Below are 5,572 nucleotides of genomic sequence, written 5' to 3'. Positions count from 1 at the left end.
TACGCCGATTACTCGTTGTGGCAGCGTGAGGTTCTCGGGTCCGAGGACGATCCGCAGTCCGTCATCGCGCAACAGATCACTTACTGGGCGCAAGCACTGGACGGCGTGCCCGAACAGTTGAATCTTCCGGGGGATCGGGCTCGGCCGGCGGTATTCTCCGGTCAGGGAGCGACATTCGAATTCTCGATCGGTCAGGAATTGCATGAGCGGCTGATCAGCGTGGGCCGGGAACACAATGCGTCGATGTTCATGGTGGTCCATGCGGCTCTGGCGTCGCTTCTCGCTCGTCTGTCGGGAACAACGGACATCAACATCGGTGCACCGATGGCCGGGCGAGGTGAATCCGAACTCGACGATTTGATCGGAATGTTCGTCAACACCCTGGTTTTGCGTACCGAGGTTGATCCTTCGGCGGCGTTCACAACACTTCTGGCCTCGGCTCGGGAAACCGACCTTCAGGCGTTCGCGCACTCGGACCTTCCGTTCGAGCGGCTCGTGGAAGTGCTGGATCCCGTTCGGTCGAGGGCACATCACCCGCTGTTCCAGGTGGCATTGGCATTTCAGAACCTGGGGCAGAACTCGTTGGCTCTGCCCGGTCTGACGGCGGCCGAGTTCGAAATCGACGAGACCGTGGCCAAGTTCGACCTGCAGCTCACGATCAGTGAGGTATCAGAAGGGCTGTCGGCGACGTTCACGTACGCGACGGATCTGTTCGACGAATCGACCGTCCGCGGATTCGCCGCACGATTGATGCGCATTCTGAACGGAATTGCGACGGACCCCGCAACTTCAGTGGGTGACATCGAAATCCTCGACGCGTCCGAGCGTGAGGTTCTGACGAGTCAAAGGGCTTCGTCAGGAGTAGCGCAGGCGCCGTTGGCCGAGATTCTTGCCGACGCTGCTGCGCGCTACCCGGACAACGTCGCTTTGCGCTACCCCGGCACGGCGCAGGCCGCGGCCGGTAGGTCCATGATGTATCGAGAGGTCGACGAGTGGTCGTCGAAGCTGGCCCGCGTTTTGATCAACCGTGGTCTCGGGGCTGAAGATCTTGTGGCGGTGTCGATTCCGAGATCCGTCGAATCGATACTCGCGGTCTGGGCAGTGTCGAAGACCGGGGCAGCGGTCGTTCCGATCGATCCGCACTATCCGGCAGACCGTATCGCGCACATGCTCAGCGACTCGGGTGCGAAGGTTGGCCTCACCCTCGACGTCGAACGTCCGAATCTCGCCGACGACGTCGAGTGGTTGGTCGTGGACGGACCGCTCGGCGAACAGATGATCGCCGGAGTGTCCGGAGCGCCAATCGATGCCGAGGAACGTGTCCGTCCACTGACGACTGCTCATCCGGCTTGGGTCATCTACACCTCCGGCACGACAGGACTGCCGAAGGGCGTTGTCGCAACCAACGCGGGACTGGCGAGCTTCAGTGTCACGCAGGCCGCGCATTACCTCGTGAAGCCCACCTCGCGGACATTGCACTTCGCGTCACCGAGTTTCGACGCGTCGATGCTCGAGTTGTTCCTCGCGGTGGCCACCGGCGCGACGATGGTCATCGTCCCGCCTGGCGTGTACGGCGGCGACGAACTGGCTGAGGTGTTCCGTAGCGAACGAGTCACGCATGCGTTCATCACACCCGCTGCCCTGGCGTCGATGGACCCGAGCGGCCTGGACGACCTGACGGTGGTAGGCGTGGGTGGCGAAGCGTATTCGCCGGAACTGATCAGCAAGTGGACGACAGGGGACGGATCGGCCGCGTCGGCTTCGGCTCCCAGGACATTCCTGAATGTCTACGGCCCGACCGAGACGACGATCGTGACGAACGTCAGCGTTCCGCTTCTGCCCGGTGACCGAATGGACATCGGCGCCACGATCGGTGACATGGCCGCATTCGTCCTGGACACACGACTCAATCCAGTTCCACTGGGAGTCTCGGGCGAGCTGTATCTGTCCGGTCCTCAGGTGACCCGCGGCTATCATCGTCGTCCAGGCTTGAGTGCCGATCGATTCGTGGCAAACCCGCACGGTAATCCGGGCGAGCGAATGTACCGAACCGGTGACGTGGTGCGCTGGGTCGCTGGAACGGCACCCTCCACCTACGCCGTGGAATACGTGGGCCGCAACGATTTCCAGGTCAAGATTCGCGGTTTCCGTATCGAACTGGGCGAAATCGATGCATCGCTGACGGCACACCCCGAGGTCGAGTTCGCTGCGACGATGGGTACGACCCTGCCGTCGGGTGCCCCGGCGCTGGTGTCGTACGTGTTCACCGGAAAGCACGCTTCGGTCACTTCGGCGGAATTGATCGAATTTGTCTCCAGAACCCTTCCGGCCCATATGGTTCCGGCTTCGGTTATGGTCTCCTCGGACATGCCGCTCAGTCCGGCAGGCAAGCTGGACCGAAAAGCGCTCCCAGCACCGGTTTTCGAGACCAAGGAATTCCGCGCCCCGGTCACCGAGATGGAACAAATCCTGAGCGAGATCTTCGCGGACGTTCTCGGCCTGGATCGCATCGGCACCGACGACTCGTTCTTCGCTCAGGGCGGCGACTCGATCATGTCCATCCAACTCGTCTCTCGTGCGAAGGCACGTGGGGTCGTATTCGCACCCAGTGACGTCTTCGAGAGCAAGACTGTCGCGGCATTGGCCGACGTGGCGAAGTATGCCGCCGACGTCGGGGCCGCGGTGGTGCTCGAGGAGTTGCCGGGCGGTGGAGTCGGCTGGATGCCGTTGACGCCGATCGAACGATTCATGGTCGAGCGCGGTGGCAGCTACAACCGATTCACGCAGACGATGACTCTCGAGCTTCCACTCGGAGTGCATCGAACCGACATCGTGCGAACACTCGCCGCAGTCGTCGACCACCACGACATGTTCCGCTCGCGGCTGATCTCCGACGGTCGCGGATGGGGGATGTCGGTCTCCGAGCCCGGAACCGTGGACGTCGAGGATCTGCTCAGCCGCGTCGATGTCGACGCGGCTGCGGACGAGTCGACAATTGTTCTCACGGCTTCCAAGGGCCTCGACGAGGCTCTCGGCCGGTTGAATCCGGCGGACGGCGTAATGGTTCAGTTCGTGTGGGTCGACTTCGGTCCCACTCGCACCGGGCGCTTGATCATCGCTGCACATCACCTGATCGTCGACGGGGTCTCCTGGCGAATCATCGTTCCGGATCTGGTGTCGGCTGCGGCTCAGATGGCCGGGGCGAGCGGAGCGACGGGGGATGTTGCTCTCGAGCCGACCGGTACGTCGATGCGACGCTGGGCTCATGCTTTGTCCGAAGAGGCCCATCGGGATTCGCGTGTGGCCGAGCTGGATACGTGGCGGAAGGTGTTGCAGACACCGGACCCGGTGCTGGGTAAGAGGGCGTACGACTCTGCCGTCGACGTTGCGGCAACGGTTCAGCGGATAAGCGTGACGGTCCCCACTCAGGTGACGGAGACTCTGTTGACCACGCTGCCGGAGGTTTTCAACGGCGGCGCCAACGACGGCCTGCTCGCTGGACTGGCACTCGCGCTGATCGAGTGGCGTCGCCGAGGCGGAATCGACTCGACGTCTGCTTTGCTGCAACTCGAGGGCCACGGTCGCGAAGAAGCCGTGATTCCTGGCGCGGATCTGTCAAGGACCGTTGGCTGGTTCACCGCTGCCTTCCCGATCAGTCTCGATCTTTCCGAGGTAGATCTGGGTGACGCTTTCGCCGGAGGTGATTCGGCGGGACGCGCGATCAAAGCAGTGAAGGAACAGCTTCTGGCGATCCCGGACAAGGGCGTCGGGTACGGACTGCTGCGCTACCTGAACGAAGACACGCGCGCAGTGCTTTCTCGCTTCGCCGGGGGACAGGTCAGCTTCAACTACCTGGGACGAGTTGTCGCCGAGGATCTTCCGGCAGGCGTCGAGGGACTCGGGTGGCTGCCGGCCGGCGATTTCGCCAACGTGTCGGCACCCGAAGACGTCGACATGCCCGCAAACAAGGTCGTCGACATCAATGCGATCGTCAACGACGGCGCAGACGGTGCTGTTCTGGAGGCCTCTTTCGCATACCCCGTCGGTGCCATCGACGGCGAGAGTGTCGAGACATTTGCACAGATTTGGGTCGAAGCACTGACTGCCCTGGCGGAGCATTCTCGCTCCGTCGGAGCCGGTGGACTCACACCGTCCGACGTGCCGCTTGTCTCCGTGAGCCAACGAGATATCGACGGCTTCGAGAATCGATTCGGTACGGTGACCGACATCTGGCCCCTGGCACCGCTGCAGTCCGGTTTGCTCTTCCACGCGATGTTGGCAGAATCCAGCGTCGACCTCTACTCGGTGCAGATGATTCTCACTCTGTCCGGGAAGGTGGATGCCGACCGCTTGCGCACTGCAGCACAGGGAATCATCGACCGTTATGCGAACCTGCGAACGGCATTCACGGCCGACGACGACGGAACGCCGGTCCAGATAGTCCTCGAAGACGTTCCAGTCCCGTGGCGGAACATCGATCTCAGCGATATTGCGGCCGTCGACCGTGAGGCAGCTCTGAACGAAGTTTTGACGGCTGACCAGGCGACACACTTCGACATGGCGTCACCGCCGTTGATTCGGTTCACCTTCGTCACCATGGCGGAGGGGGACTATCGCTTGGTGGTGGCGAATCACCACATTATTCTCGACGGTTGGTCGGTGCCACTGCTCTTGCAGAACCTGTTGGCGCTGTACGCGACGCGTGGTGACGACTCGGTTCTTCCGCGTGTGCGTAGCTATCGCAATTACCTGGCGTGGCTTGTCGATCAGGATCGTGATCGATCACTCACAGCCTGGGCGGATGTGCTTTCCGGCGTCGAAGAGCCGACGCTGCTTGCTCAGGTCACAGGCGGACAGGAATTCACCGCGCTGTCACAGAAGCTGAACGTGTCGATGTCGTCGGAGACAACCGCGGCGCTCACCGCTCTGGCCGCACGACTCGGGGTCACCGCCAACACGATCGTGCAGAGCGCGTGGGCGGTCCTGCTCGGTGCGTTGACCGGAACCGACGACGTTGTCTTCGGTGCAACAGTGTCCGGCCGGCCACCGGCGCTCACCGGCGTCGAATCGATGGTCGGGTTGTTCATCAACACCCTCCCCGTGCGGGTGCGCCTCGACGCCGCGGAGTCCGTCGAAGAATTGGTTGCCAGGGTCCAGATCGAGCAGGCGAGAATGCTTGATCATCACTATCTCGGTTTGACCGATGTCCAGAAAGCAGCGGACGTCGGAACACTGTTCGACACGTTGGTTGTATTCGAGTCGTACCCGGTCGACCGTGAGGGCCTCGCCGCACAGGCGGATGTTCTCGACGGAATGATGATCGACGACATTGCCTCGGACGATTCCACGAACTACCCGTTGACCCTGCTGATCGCACTCGACGAGCAGTTGCACTTGACGCTGCGGTACCTACCGGACTTCTTCGATGCCGACTACGCAACTGCGTTGCTGGACAGAGTTCTTCGACTGCTCTCCTCCGTAGCCACCGATCCTTCGGTGCGTGTTGGTGACGTTGATATTTTGGATTCTGTTGAGCGTTCGTTGGTGCTCGAGGGGTGGAATGACACGGCTC

Annotated in this window: 1 protein-coding gene; it reads left to right on the top strand. The window is 62.0% G+C overall.

The annotated features are described in order from the left end of the window. Window positions 1-5,572: non-ribosomal peptide synthetase (locus tag RWT78_RS27645; protein ID WP_314682379.1), on the top strand; the 5,572-nt coding region annotated here is incomplete at both ends.

It is taken from the genome of uncultured Rhodococcus sp., assembly GCF_963525155.1.
In the GTDB taxonomy this organism is placed as follows: Bacteria; Actinomycetota; Actinomycetes; order Mycobacteriales; family Mycobacteriaceae; genus Rhodococcus_F; species Rhodococcus_F qingshengii.
Note: the sequence above shows the minus strand (reverse complement) of the source record. Positions and strands in the feature narration are given on the sequence as shown.